The sequence below is a fragment of the Rhodopseudomonas parapalustris genome, from assembly GCF_053772255.1.
This window is the reverse complement of the sequence record NZ_JAMKBZ010000003.1, coordinates 89,881-107,838: the sequence shown is the minus strand read 5'-3', so window position 1 is coordinate 107,838 and position 17,958 is coordinate 89,881. Positions and strand designations below refer to the sequence as shown.

Below are 17,958 nucleotides of genomic sequence, written 5' to 3'. Positions count from 1 at the left end.
GTCGGTTGGCCATCGCGAGCGATGGCTCAAAACCGGCGAACGGACCTGCACTCCGGACCGCCGAAAGACATCCCGGGGCACCCCGCCCGAAACGACGTCAACATAGCAGGCGACGGCAGGTCTCCTGGCTCACGGGTCGTCGCCGATGCAGCCTTCCCGGAGGTTATCCAGTGGCGTGTTGCGTCGGCTCACCGTTTACAGTTGCGGGGGCAGCTTCGGCTCGATCGCTGCGGGCAGCGACCTTCCGATATTCCCTCTTCGTCCTGTCCGAGGACAGGACACCGTCGGCGCGCGATGTTTGGGACGGAAACGGCGAACTGTCAATCGACCTTGATGGTCGGGCGGTTGCCAGCAAAACATCATCAATTTCGCGCCAGCTTGATCGGGATCAAGGCGAGTCGCTGGCTGCATCAGGAGCGCGCCCCGAAGCGCTGCGCTGGCTGTCGATCGCGGCCCGCAGCAGCGCAGCCGCCCGGAACGGCGCGTGCAGCGCCTTGCTGAACGGCAGCGCGGCGAACAGGCCGAACACCAGTCCGAGATGGGTAGCGAGCAGCAGCCCCATCGCCGGCGTGCTGCGGAAGCCGAGCACCGCGAGCCCGCTGGCACCGACCAGGGCCAGCAGAATCAGAAACGCGACGTTCAGCCGGGTCTCGCCGCGATCACTCGGCGCGCGATCGGCCCACGCTTCCAGTCCCAGCAGCCCGACAGCGCCGATGGTCATCGTCACGCCGCCGCCGAGCCCGAGCATCACCGGCAGGCTGGCGACAGGGTAGGGCGCCATCACGCCCAGCAGGTGATGATAAGCCGAGGCTACGATCGTCGACAGGCCGCTGAGCACGAAGCCGCCGGCGGTGAGGTGATGCAAGATCCGTCGCCGCTGTGAGGTTCGCTCATCATGGTCGTGGCAGCCGGGGCCGCCGCCGCCGAGGTGGCGCAGCGTGACGATGTCGGACAACGCGATCGGCAGCGCGCGCACGATTTCGCTGATCGTCGTCTTTGGCGCGATCGTGCGCCAGTATCGCAGGGTCGCCAGCGTGACCGCGATGACTGCCCATCCGAAGGTGGCGGCCGCGAGCCCGGCCATCGCCGGCCACGGTAGCACGCGATAGAACGCGCCTTCGCTTGCATCGGCGGCGAGGAAGGTCGCTGGCGAACCGGCGCTGAGCACGAGAGCGAAGGTGATCAGCAGCGCGAGCGCGACAGTGCCTGGCACCGCAAGCGATGATGCACGAAAGGCGCGCCCGAGCACCGGCGGCCACAGATGGTCAGCGTAGGAGCGCTGCCGCAGGCCGGCGAATGTCGCCGGCAGGTTGACGGCGAACGGATGCGGCGGCGCGTACTGACAATCGTGCCAGCAGCCCTGGCAGTTGTGGCACAGGTTCGACAGGTAGCTGACCTCGCTCAGGCTGAAGCCGTGCTTGCCGTCGATCGCCGGAAACACCGGGCAAAGTCCGTCGCAATACATGCAGGCGCTGCAGATCCGCAGCACGCGCTCGGCTTCTAACATCGGATCAGCCGCGGACATGGCGCGCCGCCTCGTCGCCGGCGATCTGGCCGAACGCCGCCGACAGGGTGATGCCGAGCCCGGCGAGATAGCCGCGGCGCAGCACGTTCGCAGCCATGATCATGCCGGCTGCGAACAGGCCGTCGTGTCGGCTTCCGTCAGCCTGCACCACCCGCATCGTCGCATCGACCTTGATGCCGTAGTGTACGAACGTCAGCCCCGGCCGCATTGGATAGGCGGCGAATGGTGGCTCCGCGATGGTCCGCGCGGCGTTGGCCGGCGTGGCATTGAAGTGATCGATGCTCCGTGAAAAGGCCGTGGGATCGATCTGCAGCGCAGCAGCCAATTCGCCGAGTTTAGGTGCAGTGATCGGTGCCAGCGCGGACGGCGCCGCGCGGGCTAGACCCGCTGCATCGAGTATCAGATGAGCGAGTTGGCCGGGGCAGGCGGCGATCCTTGGTCCCCATTTGGCGTAGTGCGTCGGCTGCGATCCTGCCCCTGCGACGTCGATGCGCGCGCCGGATCGGTCGACCACGAGGCCGAGCGGAATGGATGTGATTCGAGTGACGATGCCGCCGTCGAACTGCGGCCCGCGCGCATCGACCGGAACGACATGGCATGTAGTCGGATCGCCGATCGCACAGCCGCCGGCCCCGATCAGCAGATCGAGCAGGCGACCGTCCGAATAAGGCGTACCGCGGACCATCCATCCTTCGGCGGCGCTGCCGAAATTTTCGTGCAACCAGGCGGGGTCGGCCCCGGGGCCACCGGCACAGGCCACGACGCTGCGCGTGCGGATGGCGGCGTCCGCCCCAGCGGATCGAACGTTGATCGTCCAGCCTTCGTCTTCGGCACGCCGCAGCGACCGTGCCTCGCTGTCGTAGCTGATCGCGACGCCCATCCGGTTGGCGGTGGCGTACAACGCATTGATCATCGCCTTGCCGCCACCGAGCGGAAATGCGGTGCGTCGGGAATACGGCATCACTCCGGTGCTTGGTGGCTGCAGGTGCACGCCGTGGTCGATCAGCCAGCCGGCGATACTGTGCGCGCGTTCAATCAGTAGCTCCGTCAGCGCCCGGTCGGTGTCGTCGCCCGTCACGCTGCGCAGCTCGGCGCGCAATTCTTCCGCCGTGTAGCGATCGGGGACGTAGTCGAGTGGCGTCTCGTGTGTCAGCCGGAAATTGCGACCGTGGCGCGCATTGCCGCCGCGAAGGGGGCGCGGTGCCGCTTCGAGCAAGCGGACCGCGGCGTCGCCGCGGCGCGCGGCGATCGCCGCGCAAAGACCGGCGATTCCGCCGCCTATCACTGTCACGTCCCACAGCAAGATGCGGTCAATCCGGTCGAGATGATGCGCCTAAGCCGCTCGATAGCGGCCAAGAAAAGCGCGGCCTGGTGGACCTTCGTCTTAGAGGGCGGCTCCGGGGCGTTGTCAATCTTGCGCCCGAGGCATCGGCGTGCTGTGGTGCCGCTCGCTTCGGTGCCCTTCGTTCGAAGGGTGAAACGGGAATGCGGTGCGGCGAGCAATCGCCAAGTCCGCGGCTGCCCCCGCAACTGTAAGCGGACCGCTTCCGGTCACACCGCCACTGAGCACGGCGCAACAGCCGCTCGGGAAGGCGACCGGGACAATGTCCGCGAGCCAGGAGACCGGCCGAAGTCCGAAAACCATGCCATTCGACGGTGGGTCGAAGAAGGACACAGACATGCTGCACCGACCGCCGACCTGACGCGCGCCTCCGCTTCTCGCGGAGACATCCTGCCGTCGCCCGAACGAATCCGCGCGATCAGCTTCGCTGTCGTCGCCGCTATTTTGTTCGATCGTTCTCACTGCCCCGCAGAAGCGGCGGCAGCGCATTGCTATTGCCGAGCTTCCGAATGCACGCGCCCTTGCTTGATCCCCGTATCGTTTCCGTTCCGCCGATCGATCCTGCTCCTGAGCTTGAGCTGCGATCCCGGCTCGACGGCAAGGCGAAGCCGCCGGGCTCGCTGGGCCGGCTCGAAGATATCGCTGTGCAGCTCGGGCTGATCTGGCATCCCGCGCCGCCGCGCGCTGAGCGGGCGGCGGTGTTCATCTTCGCAGGCGATCACGGCCTCGCCGCCGATCGGGTGTCGCCGTATCCGGCGAGCGTCACGCGTGCGATGGTCGAGGCGTATCTAGCGGGTCGCGCCGGCGTCAACGTTTTGGCGAATGCGGTGACGACCGAGGTGCGGATCGTCGACGGCGGCATCGATGCCGACATGCCGCCGCACCCCAAGCTGATTGATCGCAAGATCCGCCGCGGCACCCGCAACGCCCGCCACGAACCGGCAATGACTCACCAGGAGGCCGCGCGTGCCATCACCGCGGCGGCCGATCTGGTGCGCGAGGATATCGCCGGCGGGCTCGACATCGTCGCGATTGGCGAGATGGGAATCGGGAACACCACTTCGGCCGCACTGATCACCCACGCGCTGACGGCGGCGCCGATCTTCGATTGCGTCGGCCGCGGCGCCGGGATGGACGATGCCGGGGTCGCGCACAAGCGCGCCATCGTCGAACAGGCGGCGGCGCGGGCGCAGCCGACGGCGCCGCTCGACGTGCTCGCCGAATTCGGCGGCTTCGACATTGCGATGATGGCCGGCGCAGTGCTCGGCGCCGCGGCCTCGCGGCGGCCGGTGGTGATCGACGGCTTCATTGCCAGCGCTGCGGCGCTGCTCGCGGTGCGGCTGCAGCCCGCGGCGCGCGGTTACTGCGTATTCTCGCATCGCTCGGCCGAGCGTGGCCACCGTGTGCTGCTCGAAGCGATGCAGGCGGTGCCGTATCTCGATCTCGGCTTGCGGCTGGGCGAGGGCACTGGCGCATTGATGACCGTGCCGTTGTTGCGCGCTGCCGCCGGCATTCTCAACGACCTCGCCGCGCTCTCGGACGTGCTGGCGGGCCGGCTCGGATCGCGCTCGTGAGCCGGCAGATCCAATCCCTGCTCAATGCCGTGCAGTTCATGACGTTGGTGCCGACGCCGCGCACCGCGCAGTTCGACGACGACTGGCTGCTGAGCGCATCGAAGTACTTTCCGCTGGTCGGCGCTGGGATCGGTCTGGTCTGTGGTGGCGTGCTGCTCGCGGGCTCGCTGATCTGGTCGGGCATGGTGCCGGCGATGATGGCGGTGGCTGCTGGCGCCGCGCTCTCCGGCGCGCTGCACGAAGACGGCATCGCCGACACCGCCGATGGGTTGTTCGGCGGCCGCACCCGCGAGCGGCGCCTGGCGCTGATCAAGGACAGCCGCCTCGGCCTGTATGGCGCGGTGGCGCTGGTCCTCAGTTTCGCGATCCGCGTTGCAGCGCTTGCGAGCCTCCCACCGTGGCTCGGCGTCGCCACTCTGGTGGCCGGCTATAGTCTGGGGCGGACCGGCATCGTCGCGGCGATGTCCGCGCTGCCTTATGCCGGCGACGCCGCCACCGGCAAGCTGAGCTATCCGACGCGCACGATCAGCACTGCAGGCTGGTTCGGGCTGGCTGCGTTCAGCGTGCTGGGCGCGCTGTGGCTGATCATGCTCAATCCGCTGGCGGCCATCGTCGGGCTGCTGGTCGCGGGTGTGTTCGCCCTTGCGGCGCCGTGGATCGCGCTCCGGCTGATCGGCGGCTATCGCGGCGACGTGCTTGGCGCCACTGAACAGATGATCCAGATCGGCCTGTTGCTCGGCGTCGTCGCGATGGCCGGTCCTGGCTGAGTGATGCCGCTGCTGCCGATCACCGTCAACCGCAGGCGCCGGCGCCTGCGGTGTTTCCTCTCAACTGCATGCCATCGAGTAGTTTCATGACCGACGCCCATGTCGAGGAGCTCATCTCCCGAATCCAATTTACGCCGCGCACGAGCAACGGCTCGCGCCGCGCCCGCTCGCTGATGATCCAGGGCACCAGCTCGGATGTCGGCAAGAGCATGGTGGTCGCGGGACTGTGCCGCGCCTTCACCCGGCGCGGGCTGGTGGTGCGTCCGTTCAAGGCGCAGAACATGAGCAACAATGCCGCGGTCGCATCCGACTCCGATCTGCCTCTCGGTCCGAACGGTGAACTGGTCCGCGGTGAGATCGGCCGCGCCCAGGCGCTGCAGGCGCGCGCGTGTCGGGTCGCGCCGTCGATCCACATGAACCCGGTGCTGCTGAAACCGCAGTCTGAAATCGGCGCCCAGGTGGTGCTGCGCGGACGCGTGCTCGGCAACTGCCCGGCGCGGATCTATCACCACATGCGGCAGCGGCTGATCCCGGCGGTGGTCGACAGCTTCGAGCGGCTCACCGCCGAGGCCGATCTGGTGCTTGTCGAAGGCGCCGGTAGCGGCGCCGAGGTTTATCTGCGCGCCTCCGACATCACCAATATGCGGTTTGCGGAAGCGGCCGATCTCCCGGTCGTGTTCCTGTCCGACATCGATCGCGGCGGCACCATGGCGGCACTGGTCGGCAGCTATGTTCTGCTCAACGAGGGCGATCGCGCCCGCGTCGTCGGCTATCTGATCAACAAATTCCGCGGCGACTTCTCGCTGTTCGAACCCGGCTGCAAAACGATCACGGCCGAGACTGGCTGGCCGTTCCTCGGCGTGCTGCGCTGGTTTCCAGGCGCCGACCGGCTGCCGGCCGAAGACTCGCTGGCGCTGGAACGGGCCGCGGCGGCGAGCCGGGGACAGCTCAAGATCGCGGTGCCGCGGCTGCAGCGCGTCGCCAATTTCGACGACCTCGATCCCCTGGTGGCCGAGCCCGACATCGATCTGCAGTGGATTCAGCCGGGCTCGCCGATCCCGGCGGATGTCGACGTCGTGGTGCTTCCGGGCTCAAAAGCGACCCGCACCGAGCTGGACCTGATCCGGCGCGAGGGCTGGGACATCGACATTCATGCTCACGTCCGCCGCGGCGGACGCGTCGTCGGACTGTGCGCCGGCTTCCAGATGCTCGGCCGCGTGGTGCGCGATCCGCAAGGCATCGAGGGGCCTGCCGGCGAGACCGCGGGGCTTGGCCTGCTCGACATCGAGACCGAGATTTCCGGCGATAAGCGCTTGGTCGAGATCGATGCGCTCGATCGGGTCAGCGGATGCCGGGTCGTCGGCTACGAGATGCATATGGGCCGCACCACCGGCGCAGGATTGTCGCGGCCATGGCTGAGGCTGGAGGAGGGTGGCAGCGAACGGGCCGAAGGCGCAGTGTCGGCTGACGGCCGGGTCAGCGGCGGCTATCTGCACGGCATCTTCGGCGGCGATGCGTTCCGCTCCGCCTGGCTGGCGCAGATCGGTGCGGCGTCGTCCGGGCTCGATTTCGAGCGCCGGGTCGAAGAGACGCTGGACGCGCTCGCGGATCATTGCGAAAGCAATCTCGATCTCGACGCTTTGCTGGCGCTGGCGCGGTGACGCGGCGTTTGCGCGCAGGAATAGGACGACGATGCGGAAGATCTTGTTGATCGGAATTGGGCCGGGCGGTCCGAACTACCTGACCCTTCAGGCGGTCGAGGCGTTGAACCGCGCCACCGTGTTCTTCATTCCCGACAAGGGCGAGGAAAAGGCCGAGCTGCGGCTGGCGCGCGAACAGATTTGCGAGCGCTTCATCAAGTCGCCGGACTATCGTTTCGTCACCATCGACATTCCGAAGCGCGAGGCGCAGCCGCAGGACTATCGCGCCACGGTGAACGATTGGCATGCCGAGATCGCGGGCCGGTTTCAGCAGGCGATGATCGAGCACCTGCCGGAGGACGGCTGCGGCGCATTTCTGGTGTGGGGTGATCCGTCGCTGTACGACAGCACGATCCGTATTCTCGACCGGCTGCGCACGCGCGGCATGGCGCTCGACTACGAGATCATTCCCGGCATCACCGCGGTGCAGGCGCTGACGGCGCGTCATGGCATCGCGCTCAATGGCATCGGCGAACCCGTCACGGTCACGACAGGGCGGAAGCTCGCTGCCGCCGGTCGCTGGTCGGGCGAGACCATGGTGGTCATGCTCGACGGCGAGGAGACCTTCGCCAAGATCGCCGCCGAGGGCGCCGAGATTTTCTGGGGCGCCAATCTCGGGATGGACGACGAAGTGCTGGTAGCGGGGAAGCTCCCGGAGATCGTGCCGGAAATTCAGCGTGTCCGCCGGCAGGTCCGCGCCGCCAAAGGCTGGGTGATGGATATCTATCTGCTGCGCAAGGCGGACGGCGACGCGGAGACCTGACACCCCGTTGTCAGGCGTCCGTCATCGGCGTCGAGTTCGCCACTTACGCCTGTCCTCGCGGCGAGGCGATGCCGAGCGCCTTGATCCGGGATGCCAGCGTGGTCGGCTTCATGTCGAGCATCGCCGCGGCGCCGTCGTCGCCGAACACCTTCCCTTTGCACGCGCGCAGGGCCGCGACGATGTTGGCGCGTTCCAGGTTGCGAAGGTCGGCGGTGGTCATCACGGCAGGCTGCGCGTCCGGTTTTTGGCGGCCGGCACTCGCCGCGGCGTGGCTGCTCGCTGATTCCGGCAGGTCGATGCGGAGCCGGCCATTCTGCGCCAGGATGGTGGCGCGTTCGATGACGTTCTGCAGCTCGCGGACGTTGCCGGGCCAGTCGTAGCGCATCAAACGCCGCACGTCGCCCTGCGACAGCCGCAACTCGGCTTTCATCTCGCGGGCTTCGTTGGCGAGGAAGTGCTGAGCCAGCAAGGGAATGTCCTCGCGGCGGTCGCGCAGCGGCACCGACTCGATCGGAAACACGCTGAGCCGGAAGTACAAATCCTCGCGGAAGTGCCCGCGCTGCACTTCGCGTTTCAGGTCGCGGTTGGTGGCGGCGATCAGGCGGACGTCGACGTTGCGGGTGCGCTCCTCGCCGACGCGCTCGAAATTGCCCTCCTGCAGCACGCGCAGCAGCTTGCTCTGCAGCTCCAGCGGAATTTCGCCGACCTCGTCGAGAAACAGCGTGCCGCCGTCGGCGAGCTCGAAACGGCCGATGCGATCACGCACTGCGCCGGTGAAGGCGCCGCGGGCGTGGCCGAAGAATTCGCTCTCGAACAGCTCCCGCGGGATCGCCGCGCAGTTGACCCTGATCAGCGGACGGTCGCGGCGCGTGCTGGCTTCGTGGATCGCGCGCGCGATCAGCTCCTTGCCGGTGCCGGATTCGCCGGTGATCAGCACCGTCGCGGCGGTCGGCGCGACCAGCTTGACCTGGCGCAGCGTGGTCTGGATGGCTTCGCTTTGCCCGATGATGCCGCGCGGATTGGTCTCGATCCGGATTTCTTCCTGCAGGTAATCGTTTTCGAGCTGCAGCCGCTCGCGGAGGCGGTCGACTTCGGCGAGCGCGGCGTGCAGCTTCTCGTCGGCTTCGTGGCGCTGGCTGACGTCGCGAAACACCACCACCGCGCCGACCACCACGCCGCTGCGGTCGTGGATCGGCGTCGAGGTGTACTCGACCCAGACCGGCTTGCCGTCCTTGTGCCAGAACACTTCGCTGTCGACGGTGTGCACCGCGCCGTCGCGGAACGCCGCATAAATCGGGCACTCCTGGCCTGGATAGTGCCGGCCGTCGTGATGGCTGTGATGCACCATGGCGTGCATCTCCTTGCCCACCAATTCATCGGCGGACCAGCCCAGGATCAGCTCTGCGGCCGGATTGACGAAGGTGGTCTTGCCCTCGGCGTTGACGCCGTAGATGCCTTCGCCGGCGGCGCGCAGGATCAGCTGGTTCTCGCGTTCGATGTTCTGAAATACGCGCTCGACGCGCTGCCAGGCCGGCAGACCGTCGCGCATGTAGTCGTCGGCGACGGCATCGACATAGCGTCGCCGGCGCTGCTCCAGATCGCTCATCGTCAGCAGCAGCAGCGACCGATCGCGGTAGGACAGGTGTTTGCCGGCGTATTCCAGCCGAAGCTGCGCGCCGTCGGCGTGGGTCGGCGTCAGCGCGTGGCTCCAGTAGGTGCTCTTGGCAAACACCGCCTGGGTGAACACCACGAGGGCCGGCAGTTGCGAGCCGTGCAGCGCGCTGAACTTGGTCCGCAGCAGGGTGTCGTAGTCGAAGCCGAGCAGATCGCAGGCCGCGCGATTGGCGTCGACGATCTGGTCCGATGCCGGGTCGATCAGCAGAACCGCCTCGATCGCGCCGTCGAACACGGAGGCCCGCAGCGACGGATCAATTGAGGGCGTCAGCGCGGAAGGCGACGAGAGGTCCATTGGACGCTCCGAGATTTCGTAACTCGACTACGAAATTCCGTATATTACGAGATTTCGTATCCGGCAATCACTGGAAAGCACCCATATCGTCGCATCCGGCGATGATCCTGCGGTTGGCACGCTCCTTGCGAACTTGGTCCCGACGTCAGCGCAGGAGGTCCCATGTCAACATTCGACAATCCGTTCGATCCCAATCGCCGGCTGCATACCACAGGTTGTAGTTGCGGTCGTCATGCGACCGAAGCCGAGCACGCCGCCGAACAGGCGTCGTTGCAGCTCGCCGTGACGCAGGGTGAGGAGAAGCGGTTCGAAGGCGTCGTCGCCTCGGCGGTGATGCGGGCGATGTTTCCGCAGGATGCGTCGCGCCGCGCGTTCCTGAAGTCGGTCGGGGCGGCCACGGCGCTGGCCGCGGTGTCGCAGTTCTTCCCGCTGCAGACCGCCACCGAGGTGTTCGCCGCGGGCGGCCCGCTGGAGAAGACCGACCTCAAGGTCGGTTTCATTCCGATCACCTGCGCCACGCCGATCATCATGGCGCATCCGATGGGCTTCTATGCGAAGTACGGCCTCAATGTCGAAGTGATCAAGACCGCCGGATGGGCGGTGATTCGCGACAAGACGCTCAACAAGGAATACGACGCCGCACACATGCTGTCGCCGATGCCGCTCGCGATCACCATGGGGGTCGGATCGAATCCGATTCCGTACACCATGCCGGCGGTGGAGAACATCAACGGCCAGGCCATCACCCTGGCCATGAAGCACAAGGACCGGCGAAACCCGAAGGACTGGAAGGGGTTCAAGTTCGCCGTCCCGTTCGACTACTCGATGCACAATTATCTGCTGCGCTATTATCTCGCAGAGCACGGCATCGATCCCGATGTCGACGTCCAGATCCGCGCCGTGCCGCCGCCGGAGATGGTCGCCAACCTGCGCGCCGACAACATAGACGGCTATCTGGCACCAGATCCGATGAACCAGCGTGCCGTCTATGACGGCGTCGGCTTCATCCACATTCTCACCAAGGACATCTGGGAAGGCCATCCGTGCTGCGCGTTCGCCGCCTCGAAGGAGTTCGTTACCACGATGCCGAACACCTACGGTGCGCTGCTCAAATCGATCATCGAAGCGACCGCCTACGCGCACAAGCCGGAGAACCGCAAGGAGATCGCGCAGGCGATCGCGCCGGCCAACTACCTGAACCAGCCGGCAATCGTGCTGGAGCAGATCCTCACCGGCACCTACGCCGACGGTCTCGGCAACGTCGTCAAGCAGCCGAACCGGATCGATTTCGATCCGTTCCCGTGGCAGTCTTTCGCCGTCTGGATCATGACGCAGATGAAGCGCTGGGGCCAGGTCAAAGGCGACATGGACTACAAGAGCATTGCCGAGCAGGTCTATCTGGCGACCGACACCGCCAAGCTGATGAAGGAGGCCGGACTGACCCCACCGGACAAGACCACGCGGTCGTTCTCGGTGATGGGCAAGTCGTTCGACGGCTCCAACCCTGAAGAGTATCTCGCCAGCTTCAAGATCAAGAAGGCATCCTAGCGGGGCTCGCGTCGTGCTCCGGACGCGCCGGGGTACGACGCTCGCCCGCGACAGCGTTCGACGTTGCAGCGCCGTGGACAGGACGCTGCAGCGCCGGACCACAGTGGATCGGTGAACGTCATGACAAAATCCCTTCGTCTCCGTGCTGCGATGGTCTCCATCCTGCTGTTCTGCGGCTTCATCGCTGCCTGGCATCTGGCGACGCGCGGCAGCGGCGAGGTCGCCAAGATGAGTCCGGAATATGCGGCGCTGATGGGCGCCACCGCGACCCAGGGCAAATCGGCAATGCCAGGGCCGTTCGACGTCGGCGCCAAGCTGTGGGAGCACATTCAGCGACCGTTCTACGACAACGGACCCAACGACAAAGGGCTCGGTATTCAGCTCGGCTATTCGATCGCACGGGTGATGATCGGCTATTTACTGGCGGTGGCCGTCGCAATCCCGCTCGGCTTTCTGATCGGAATGTCGCCGCTGATGAACAAGGCGCTCGATCCGTTCATCCAGGTGCTGAAGCCGATCTCGCCGCTCGCCTGGATGCCACTGGCGCTCTACACCATCAAGGATTCCAGCCTGTCGGCGATCTTCGTGATCTTCATATGCTCGGTGTGGCCGATGCTGCTCAACACCGCGTTCGGCGTCGCCTCGGTCCGCAAGGAGTGGATCAACGTCGCGCGCACGCTCGAGGTCGGCACCGTGCGCCGCGCCTTCACGGTGATCCTGCCGGCCGCCGCGCCGACCATTCTCACCGGCATGCGCATCTCGATCGGCATCGCCTGGCTGGTGATCGTCGCCGCCGAGATGCTCGTCGGCGGCACCGGCATCGGTTACTTCGTCTGGAACGAGTGGAACAATCTGTCGATTACCAATGTCATCATTGCGATCTTGACCATTGGTATCGTCGGCATGCTGCTCGATCAGGTGCTGGCGCGGTTCACCCGCATGGTCACGTTTCCGGAGTGAGCCAGATGACGAACGAAAAGTTCATTTCCGTCGAAGCCATCGCCAAGCGCTACCCCGCCGCGGGCGGGGGGCAGACCACGATCTTCGAGAATCTGTGGCTGTCGTTGCCGCGCGGCGAGTTCGGCTGCGTGATCGGCCACTCCGGCTGCGGCAAGACCACCGTGCTCAACATCCTCGCCGGCCTCGATCAGCCGACCGACGGCGCGGTGATCGTCGACGGCCAGGCGATCGAGGGCACCAGCCTCGACCGCGCGGTGATCTTCCAGAGCCACGCGCTGCTGCCGTGGCGCACCGTGATGGGCAACGTCGCTTACGCGGTGTCGTCGAAGTGGCGCGGCTGGGACAAGGCCAAGGTCCGTGCCCATGCGCAGCGCTTCATCGATCTGGTCGGGCTCACCGGTTCGGAGAACAAGCGGCCGTCGGAGCTGTCCGGCGGCATGAAGCAGCGCGTCGGCATCGCTCGGGCGCTGTCGATCACGCCGAAGATCATGCTGATGGACGAGCCGTTCTCAGCGCTCGACGCGCTGACCCGCGGCTCGCTGCAGGACGAGGTGCGGCGGATTTGCCTGGAGACCGGGCAGACCACCTTCATGATCACCCACGATGTCGACGAAGCGATGTATCTCGCCGACAAGATTTACCTCATGACCAACGGCCCCGGCGCGGTGATCGCCGAGATCGTCGAGAACCCGCTGCCGAAGGATCGCGCTCGGATCGATCTGCACCGGCATCCCTATTACTACGGCCTGCGCAACCACATCGTCGACTTCCTGGTGACGCGCAGCAAGACCTTCACCAGCAGCAATCCGAACCACGATCCGCTGCATGTGCCGATCGTGCGTCCCGGCATCGAGGACGCCTCGGTCGTGCCGCTGCAGGCGAACGCCCGCTGATCCCCACCACCCACCGATCCCCCACCTCACAAGGAGACCGACCATGAAACGAGCCGACCTGACCGAGAAGCTTCTCGACATCAAGCGCGAGAAGGGCTGGACCTGGAAATACATCTGCGAGACCATCGGCGGCCATTCCGAAGTGCTGGTCGTCGGCGCGATCCTCGGCCAGATGAAGCTGACCAAGCAGCAGGCGGCGAAGGCGGCTGAGCTGTTCGGGCTGTCGGCGGTGGAGACCGCGATGCTCAACGAGGTGCCGATGCGCGGCGAGGGCCTCACCATGCCGCCGACCGACCCGTTGATCTACCGTTTCTACGAACTGGTGATGATCAACGGCCCGGCCTGGAAGGCGCTGATCGAGGAAGAGTTCGGCGACGGCATCATGTCGGCGATCGACTTCGACATGGTGATGGAACGGCTGCCGAACCCGAAGGGCGACCGCGTCAAGCTGTCGATGTCCGGCAAGTTCCTGCCGTACAAATACTACGGCGCCACCGGCAACCACGCCGAATACGGCTTCAAGGAGGAGTGAGGCGCGAACCTCGCGAACAGCACCTGACGCCAATCGTCGTCGTCCCCCGCGCAGGCGGGGGACACAGTATGGCAGAGAGTTGGTAGAGGGCTCACGACGGATCAACCAGCGCTCTGAGATACTGGATCGCCCGCCTGCGCGGGCGATGACGTGAGGGGTGGGAGCGACGCCTCCCATCACGGATAGCGTTTGCGGACTAGGGGCCGTGCAGGCACATGGTCGAGCGGCGATCCAGCGCTGCCGACCGTCAGTGAATCAGCACCGGCTCGTTCGGCGCCACGGTGTGGGTCGGCTCGGCGACCGGATCGACTACATCGCCGCCGCTGCGGGCGAGGAAGCGGTGGCACTGCAGTTCGCGGTCGTAGCCGAGCAGGATGCCGAGCATGAAGTCGTGCTCGGCCGACAGATTACACAGCGGCCCGGTCATGAAGCCCTGCACCGTGCGCACCGCCGAAGCGACGCCGAACACCACGTTGATGCGGTGCTGGCAGGCTTCGTGGACGTGATGGGCGATGCCCGCGGTGCGCAGCCGTGCCACGATCGCGGTGGCGTCGACCGCCGGCAGCGTCATCATCGCGAGCGGGCGCATGCCCTTCGACAGCTCGTAGAGGTGATGCTGGAAGATCTGCAAGGTGGCGGCGCTCATGTGAGACGACTGATCCATTCGGTGATCCTTTTTTCGGTCTTGGATGACTGTCCGTCCTCGTCGAGGGCGAGGCCGACGAAGCGGCCGTCGCGCTCGGCTTTGGACGCCGTGTAGTCGTAGCCCGCGGTGTCGGTGAATCCGACGACGTCGGCGCCGAGATCGACGACGTGGTCGTAGAGCAGCCCCATCGCATCGACGAAGCTGTCCGGGTAGTTGGTCTGATCGCCGGTGCCGAACAGCGCCACCTTCTTCCCCGTCAGATTGGCGGAGGTGAGCTTGTCGATGTTGGCTTCCCAGTCGGTCTGCAGATCGCCGAATCCGTAGGTCGGCGCACCGAGGATCAGCAGACTGCACGTTTCGAAATCGGCGGTGGTGGCGGATTTGATATCGACGGCGCGCCCCTGCATCCGTTTGGCGATGCGCGAGGCGATCGAGCGGGTTACGCCGGAATCGGAGCCGAATATCACGTTGACGCTCATAGGCTGTTGGACTTTCGCTGCGAACGATGAAAAGTGATTTCTGGTGGTAATCGTTGTCGCGGCGATAGATTGGTAACGCCGCGCCCGAACAAGCTAAGCGGCGGGGCGCGAACCAACAAATTGAACTGGTCCAAAACCGGACCGATTGGGGCCGCGACGATTTAGAATGTGTGTCAGGTGGTAGGCGGAGGCGGTGTGGCGCGCTGTCAGGCGTGCGTAGCGCTGCGGCGAGCGTCCGCCAGTTCCGGCAGCACGAAGGGCTGGCCGGCGCGGTCGGTGTTGACGGTGAGCGCCACGTCGAACACCTCTGCGATCAGCTCGTGACGCAGCACGGCAGCCGGAGCGCCATCGGCGGCGATCCGGCCGCCGCTCAGCACGATGATGCGATCGGCGAAGCGGGCGGCGAGGTTGAGGTCGTGCAGGATCGCGATCACGGTGGTGCCGCGGTGGGCGCAGCGCCGCGCGGTCTCGGCGAGATCGAGCTGGTGGCGGATGTCGAGGCTGGAGGTCGGCTCGTCGAGCAGCAGCAGTCCGGGGCCGGTGTCTGCTTCGCCGCTCCACAATTGCACCAGGATGCGGGCGAAATGCGCGCGCTGCTGCTCGCCGCCCGACAGCGTGGTGATGTTGCGGTGGCGGAACTGGTCGAGGCCGACGTCGCGTAGAGCGGCGTCGAACAGCGGCGCCGCCTTGCGCGGATCGATGTCGGCGCCCATCGCCACGATCTCTTCGACCGAAAACGGGAACGAGACGGTGGTGTGCTGCGCCAGCATTGCGCGCCGGGCGGCGAGCGCGCGCGGCGAGTAATCCGCGAGCGCGCGTCCGTCCAGCGACACGGTGCCGGAGGTCGGGCGCAGATCACCCGACAGCATCCGCAGCAGCGTCGACTTGCCGGCGCCGTTGGGGCCGACGATCGCCACCAGTTCGCCTTGCGCGATGCTGAGATCGACGCGGTCGACCAGCACGGCTCCCGGCAGCGCGAACGAGGCGGCCTCGGCTTTCAGCACGCCGCTCATGGGCCGACCAGCTTGCGCTGCCGCAGCAGGATGGCGAGGAAGAACGGCGCACCGATCGCGGCGGTGAGAATGCCGATCGGCATTTCGGCAGGCGCCACGATGGTCCGCGCGACGGTGTCGGCGATCAGCAGCATGACTGCGCCGAGGCAGGCCGAGGCCGGCAGCAGCAACCGATGCGACGGGCCGATCACCAGCCTGAGCAGATGCGGCACCACGATGCCGACGAAGCCGACGACACCGGCAACCGCGACCGCGACGCCGGCCATTGCCGACACCAGCACGATCGTGACCCGCTTCAGGCGCTCGACATCGACGCCGCTGTGATAGGCTTCGGTCTCGCCGAGCACCAACAGATCGAGCCGCCCGGCGAGGCGCTGCAGCACCAGCAGCGCGATCAGCAGCACGGAGGCGGTGGAGGCGGCCTTGGGCCAGTTGGCGCCGCTGAGCGAGCCGAGCATCCAGAAGGTGATGTCGCGGAGCTGTCGATCGTCGGCGACGAACACCAGGACGCCGAGCCCGGCATTGGCGATCGCCGCGATCGCCAGGCCGGCGAGCAGGAACAGTGCGATCGAGGTGCGGCCAGATCGGCTCGCGATCCGGTACAGCAGGATGGTGGTCACCAGCGAGCCGGCGAAGGCGGCAAACGCCAGCAGATATTCCTGCAGGCCGCGCAGATGCGGGCCGAGCACGTGCTCGAGGAACACGATCGAGGCGGCCGCACCGAAGGCGCCGCCGCTCGAGACTCCGACCAGCGCCGGATCGGCCAGCGGATTGCGAAACAGACCCTGCATCAGCGCGCCGGCGGCGGCGAGCAGGCTGCCGACGATCGCGGCGGTGAGGATGCGCGGCATCCGGATCGACCACAGCACGAGCTGATCGCGGGTGGTGGTGGGATCGGCCGCGGCGCCGGACAGGCCGAGCGCGGCGGGCAGCCGTGATAGTGGAATGCCGGCGGCGCCGACCGTCAGCGCCAGCGCAATCGCGGCGATCAGCACCATGCCGAGTACTGCCAAAGCCAGCCCCGCAGGCGGGCGCGGCGCGCCGGTGCGACCGCGGCGATGCAGTGCGAGCACGCTCATGAGCGGCAATCGACCGTGGTGGCCTTCGGCTTGAAGCCGGCGGCCTCTGCTGCGAGCTGCGGATACAGTTTCGACGCGACTTCGATCGCGGCGGCCGGTGTGCGCGGCCCGAAGCCGAGCAGATACAGCCCGTCCATCGCCAGGAAGGCGCGGTGCTGGCCGGCCGGCGTCAGCGCGAACGCCGGATGGGCGTAGAACGCATCGGCCTCGAACGAATCCCTGCCGCGCTTGATCGTCAGCACCATGTCGGGCCGGGCTGCGACAATCGCTTCGTCGTTGATCGCCTTGTAGCCGTCGTAGCCGTCGATCGCGTTGACGCCGCCGGCGAGCGCGATGACCGCGTCGGCCGCAGTGTTGCGACCTGCGGCCATCGCCTGGCCGTTGACCAGCGACATCACAAACATCACCCGTACCGGCTTGGTGATCGCGGCGCGCAGCTTGCGCAGCGTGGCGAAATCGTCGCCGACCGCGGAGGCGAGGCAGGTGGCGGCCTTGTCCGCCTGCATCGCGTGGCCGATCAGCGCGATCTTGTCGAGCAACCCCTTCTCGGAATACGTCTCCGGCACCGACACCATCGGAATGCCGGCCGAATTGATCGCATCGATGGTCTGCTTCGGCCCGGCGTAGTCCATCGCCAGGATCAGGGTCGGATTGAGACCGATCACGCCTTCCGACGACAGCTGGCGCAAGTACCCGACATTGGGTTTCCCGGCGACGGCTTCGGGCGGATACACGCTGGTGGAGTCGACGCCGGCGATCCGCTTCTCCAGCCCGAGATCAGCCAGCACTTCGGTGATCGCGCCGCCGATCGACAGCGTGCGCGAGGAATCGGCGACCACGACGTCGTGGCCATGCGCGTCGGTGACCTTGACGGGCTCGGCGCCGTGCACCGGCAGCGCGGTTGCGCAGGCAAGGAGCATGGCGGCGAGCAGGGCGCGGCGGCGCGCAAAAGTACTCAGCACGATCATTTGGTCAGGATCAGTTTGTTCTGCGAGGTGAGGCGGAGGCGGTAGCGGTCGTCGCCGTGCGCGATCACGATTTCCCGATCCATCGTGAACAGGTCGCGGCTGTCGATCTGGTTGCCGACGATGCTGACGGCGCGCGCGCCACCCGGGCTCGCGACGGACTGCGTAGGATCTGCGCCCAATCGATCGGATGTTGTCATCAT

17 protein-coding genes and 2 riboswitches are annotated in these 17,958 nt (G+C 66.5%); of the genes, 8 read left to right on the top strand and 9 right to left on the bottom strand.

Annotated features, from left to right (window positions below):
- Window positions 1-97 precede the first annotated feature (97 nt).
- A riboswitch (cobalamin riboswitch) is annotated at window positions 98-301 on the bottom strand.
- Window positions 302-388: 87 nt separating this feature from the next.
- Together tcuB and tcuA are read right to left on the bottom strand one after the other, a co-directional pair.
- Window positions 389-1,525 (bottom strand): tricarballylate utilization 4Fe-4S protein TcuB, encoded by a 1,137-nt coding sequence (tcuB, locus tag M9H71_RS03990; RefSeq protein WP_455403794.1) that lies wholly within the window; start codon window positions 1,523-1,525, stop codon window positions 389-391.
- Window positions 1,512-2,816: an FAD-dependent tricarballylate dehydrogenase TcuA gene (gene tcuA / locus M9H71_RS03985; protein ID WP_455403793.1), complete on the bottom strand. Its 1,305-nt coding sequence runs from the start codon at window positions 2,814-2,816 to the stop codon at window positions 1,512-1,514. Before tcuA ends, tcuB begins: the two co-directional genes overlap by 14 nt.
- A gap of 146 nt (window positions 2,817-2,962) precedes the next feature.
- Window positions 2,963-3,171, top strand: a riboswitch (cobalamin riboswitch).
- A 205-nt stretch (window positions 3,172-3,376) separates the two neighbouring features.
- Here tcuA and cobT point away from each other — a divergent pair.
- From cobT to cobF, 4 genes are all read left to right on the top strand, one after another.
- On the top strand, window positions 3,377-4,441 hold the full coding sequence (gene cobT / locus M9H71_RS03980) for a nicotinate-nucleotide--dimethylbenzimidazole phosphoribosyltransferase (RefSeq protein WP_455403792.1): 1,065 nt from the start codon (window positions 3,377-3,379) through the stop codon (window positions 4,439-4,441).
- A complete protein-coding gene (locus M9H71_RS03975; RefSeq protein ID WP_455403791.1) occupies window positions 4,438-5,208 on the top strand; it encodes an adenosylcobinamide-GDP ribazoletransferase in 771 nt (256 codons plus the stop codon). Before cobT ends, M9H71_RS03975 begins: the two co-directional genes overlap by 4 nt.
- Before the next feature lie 86 nt (window positions 5,209-5,294).
- Window positions 5,295-6,869: a cobyric acid synthase gene (locus tag M9H71_RS03970; protein WP_455403790.1), complete on the top strand. Its 1,575-nt coding sequence runs from the start codon at window positions 5,295-5,297 to the stop codon at window positions 6,867-6,869.
- Window positions 6,870-6,900: 31 nt separating this feature from the next.
- The gene (gene cobF, locus M9H71_RS03965) at window positions 6,901-7,671 is read left to right on the top strand and encodes a precorrin-6A synthase (deacetylating) (RefSeq protein WP_455403789.1); all 771 of its coding nucleotides are present in this window, start codon (window positions 6,901-6,903) and stop codon (window positions 7,669-7,671) included.
- 43 nt (window positions 7,672-7,714) lie between these two features.
- On the opposite strand, the gene M9H71_RS03960 is transcribed toward cobF, so the two are convergent.
- The gene (locus M9H71_RS03960; protein ID WP_455403788.1) at window positions 7,715-9,640 is read right to left on the bottom strand and encodes a sigma 54-interacting transcriptional regulator; all 1,926 of its coding nucleotides are present in this window, start codon (window positions 9,638-9,640) and stop codon (window positions 7,715-7,717) included.
- A 162-nt stretch (window positions 9,641-9,802) separates the two neighbouring features.
- Between M9H71_RS03960 and M9H71_RS03955 the strand changes: the two genes are divergently transcribed.
- The 4 genes from M9H71_RS03955 (at window position 9,803) to cynS (ending at window position 13,573) form a co-directional block, all read left to right on the top strand.
- Entirely contained in the window at window positions 9,803-11,188 is a 1,386-nt protein-coding gene (locus M9H71_RS03955; RefSeq protein ID WP_455403787.1) for a CmpA/NrtA family ABC transporter substrate-binding protein, read from the top strand.
- A 120-nt stretch (window positions 11,189-11,308) separates the two neighbouring features.
- Window positions 11,309-12,148, top strand: a complete 840-nt coding sequence (gene ntrB / locus M9H71_RS03950; RefSeq protein ID WP_230761612.1) for a nitrate ABC transporter permease — start codon at window positions 11,309-11,311, stop codon at window positions 12,146-12,148.
- Between the two features lie 5 nt (window positions 12,149-12,153).
- On the top strand, window positions 12,154-13,041 hold the full coding sequence (locus tag M9H71_RS03945) for an ABC transporter ATP-binding protein (protein ID WP_455403786.1): 888 nt from the start codon (window positions 12,154-12,156) through the stop codon (window positions 13,039-13,041).
- A gap of 43 nt (window positions 13,042-13,084) precedes the next feature.
- The gene (gene cynS / locus M9H71_RS03940) at window positions 13,085-13,573 is read left to right on the top strand and encodes a cyanase (protein WP_455403785.1); all 489 of its coding nucleotides are present in this window, start codon (window positions 13,085-13,087) and stop codon (window positions 13,571-13,573) included.
- Window positions 13,574-13,820: 247 nt separating this feature from the next.
- On the opposite strand, the gene M9H71_RS03935 is transcribed toward cynS, so the two are convergent.
- The 6 genes from M9H71_RS03935 to M9H71_RS03910 all read right to left on the bottom strand — a co-directional run bounded on the left by M9H71_RS03935 (window position 13,821) and on the right by M9H71_RS03910 (window position 17,958).
- Window positions 13,821-14,237 carry a DUF2023 family protein gene (locus M9H71_RS03935; RefSeq protein WP_164602634.1) on the bottom strand — a complete coding sequence of 139 codons (417 nt, stop codon included), beginning with the start codon at window positions 14,235-14,237 and terminating at the stop codon, window positions 13,821-13,823.
- Complete coding sequence (gene fldA, locus M9H71_RS03930; protein WP_455403784.1) at window positions 14,216-14,698, bottom strand: flavodoxin FldA; 483 nt, start codon at window positions 14,696-14,698, stop codon at window positions 14,216-14,218. The genes M9H71_RS03935 and fldA overlap by 22 nt, the downstream gene beginning before the upstream one ends.
- 206 nt (window positions 14,699-14,904) lie before the next feature.
- Window positions 14,905-15,711, bottom strand: coding sequence for a heme ABC transporter ATP-binding protein (locus M9H71_RS03925; protein WP_455403783.1), 807 nt, complete (start codon window positions 15,709-15,711; stop codon window positions 14,905-14,907).
- On the bottom strand, window positions 15,708-16,790 hold the full coding sequence (locus M9H71_RS03920; protein ID WP_455403782.1) for a FecCD family ABC transporter permease: 1,083 nt from the start codon (window positions 16,788-16,790) through the stop codon (window positions 15,708-15,710). Before M9H71_RS03920 ends, M9H71_RS03925 begins: the two co-directional genes overlap by 4 nt.
- Complete coding sequence (locus M9H71_RS03915; protein WP_455403781.1) at window positions 16,787-17,758, bottom strand: heme/hemin ABC transporter substrate-binding protein; 972 nt, start codon at window positions 17,756-17,758, stop codon at window positions 16,787-16,789. The genes M9H71_RS03920 and M9H71_RS03915 overlap by 4 nt, the downstream gene beginning before the upstream one ends.
- Complete coding sequence (locus M9H71_RS03910) at window positions 17,755-17,958, bottom strand: hemin uptake protein HemP (protein WP_455403780.1); 204 nt, start codon at window positions 17,956-17,958, stop codon at window positions 17,755-17,757. Before M9H71_RS03910 ends, M9H71_RS03915 begins: the two co-directional genes overlap by 4 nt.

What these genes read in the sequence shown, in the direction of transcription:
- M9H71_RS03920 (WP_455403782.1), bottom strand. Translation starts at nt 16,790, where the DNA reads ATGAGCGTGCTCGCACTGCATCGCCGCGGTCGCACCGGCGCGCCGCGC.
- M9H71_RS03915 (WP_455403781.1), bottom strand. Translation starts at nt 17,758, where the DNA reads ATGATCGTGCTGAGTACTTTTGCGCGCCGCCGCGCCCTGCTCGCCGCC.
- M9H71_RS03955 (WP_455403787.1), top strand. Translation starts at nt 9,803, where the DNA reads ATGTCAACATTCGACAATCCGTTCGATCCCAATCGCCGGCTGCATACC.
- cobT (WP_455403792.1), top strand. Translation starts at nt 3,377, where the DNA reads ATGCACGCGCCCTTGCTTGATCCCCGTATCGTTTCCGTTCCGCCGATC.
- tcuB (WP_455403794.1), bottom strand. Translation starts at nt 1,525, where the DNA reads ATGTCCGCGGCTGATCCGATGTTAGAAGCCGAGCGCGTGCTGCGGATC.
- fldA (WP_455403784.1), bottom strand. Translation starts at nt 14,698, where the DNA reads ATGAGCGTCAACGTGATATTCGGCTCCGATTCCGGCGTAACCCGCTCG.
- M9H71_RS03970 (WP_455403790.1), top strand. Translation starts at nt 5,295, where the DNA reads ATGACCGACGCCCATGTCGAGGAGCTCATCTCCCGAATCCAATTTACG.
- ntrB (WP_230761612.1), top strand. Translation starts at nt 11,309, where the DNA reads ATGACAAAATCCCTTCGTCTCCGTGCTGCGATGGTCTCCATCCTGCTG.
- cobF (WP_455403789.1), top strand. Translation starts at nt 6,901, where the DNA reads ATGCGGAAGATCTTGTTGATCGGAATTGGGCCGGGCGGTCCGAACTAC.
- M9H71_RS03910 (WP_455403780.1), bottom strand. Translation starts at nt 17,958, where the DNA reads ATGATGACAACATCCGATCGATTGGGCGCAGATCCTACGCAGTCCGTC.
- M9H71_RS03945 (WP_455403786.1), top strand. Translation starts at nt 12,154, where the DNA reads ATGACGAACGAAAAGTTCATTTCCGTCGAAGCCATCGCCAAGCGCTAC.
- M9H71_RS03925 (WP_455403783.1), bottom strand. Translation starts at nt 15,711, where the DNA reads ATGAGCGGCGTGCTGAAAGCCGAGGCCGCCTCGTTCGCGCTGCCGGGA.
- M9H71_RS03960 (WP_455403788.1), bottom strand. Translation starts at nt 9,640, where the DNA reads ATGGACCTCTCGTCGCCTTCCGCGCTGACGCCCTCAATTGATCCGTCG.
- cynS (WP_455403785.1), top strand. Translation starts at nt 13,085, where the DNA reads ATGAAACGAGCCGACCTGACCGAGAAGCTTCTCGACATCAAGCGCGAG.
- M9H71_RS03935 (WP_164602634.1), bottom strand. Translation starts at nt 14,237, where the DNA reads ATGGATCAGTCGTCTCACATGAGCGCCGCCACCTTGCAGATCTTCCAG.